General features: G+C 43.6%; 1 protein-coding gene. It reads left to right on the top strand.

Annotated elements, in window-relative coordinates; translation table 11 throughout:
• The first annotated feature begins 295 nt into the window (after positions 1–295).
• Complete coding sequence (locus tag JO972_RS16735; RefSeq protein ID WP_309491234.1) at positions 296–676, top strand: hypothetical protein; 381 nt, start codon at positions 296–298, stop codon at positions 674–676.
• Positions 677–845: the final 169 nt, after the last annotated feature.

Raw genomic sequence — 845 nt, forward strand, 5'->3', positions numbered from 1 at the left:
TCCGACGCGATACCGTTCTTTGTCCGAGGAAGTTGTAGAGCTAAAATCGTGAATGATGCGAAACTGTTTTACACGGCGCGGTTGAGCTCTACGTTCGGCAATAAATATGATTTTACGCGCTTTTATACTTACTTGTATACTCAGTTGTTTTAGCAGTTGTAAGAAACAAGGTAATTTTGATGTCTCGGTTGAACCTGGCCCTCATTGGTCGTCTGAGGAAGGTTTAGCCCACCTATCAGCAGAGGCGGATCTAATTTATAGAGGTGACGCCCCCATAAAATCTGTCCCAATAACCTTGGCTGAAGAAGGCTTTATGGTGGAGCAGAGAAGTTTTCGCGGACGTCCTATTACTATTGCTCAACAGACAGTGGGTCATTCATACGGGCAGACTTATGAACTTTATATCTATTTTGGATTCGAGCAGGATTTGAAGGAGCTCGGAAAGCATGCAATTTGGAGGCGCTGTTTTCAATTCATCGCTGGTACTTACATCGACCTTCGCCTAGAGTTTGATGAAGACAATGATACCCTCCAAATTTTTGGGACATCTGACAAACAAGAAGGGGAGGTTTTACTTTTAAGGCGATTGAGATTTTCTGATTCATTTGGAGGTCATATTCCGAACAGAGCATACGGTATGAAAGAGGCCGAACAAAGCGGTGCTGACGACCGTTAACCGTTCGTAGTTGGAAGCCATTTTACAGTTAAGACCATCCTAGATTTTCGACCGTTGACCCACCGGCGGCAGACCTCTACGTTCGACAATAATATAATATGACGACAGAACAATTTTACACTATTAGAAATATACTATCATGGATTGCCATCGCGGCTTTCTTGCTCGT

Origin of the sequence: Oceaniferula flava, assembly GCF_016811075.1 — a bacterium.
Lineage (GTDB): Bacteria > Verrucomicrobiota > Verrucomicrobiia > Verrucomicrobiales > Akkermansiaceae > Oceaniferula > Oceaniferula flava.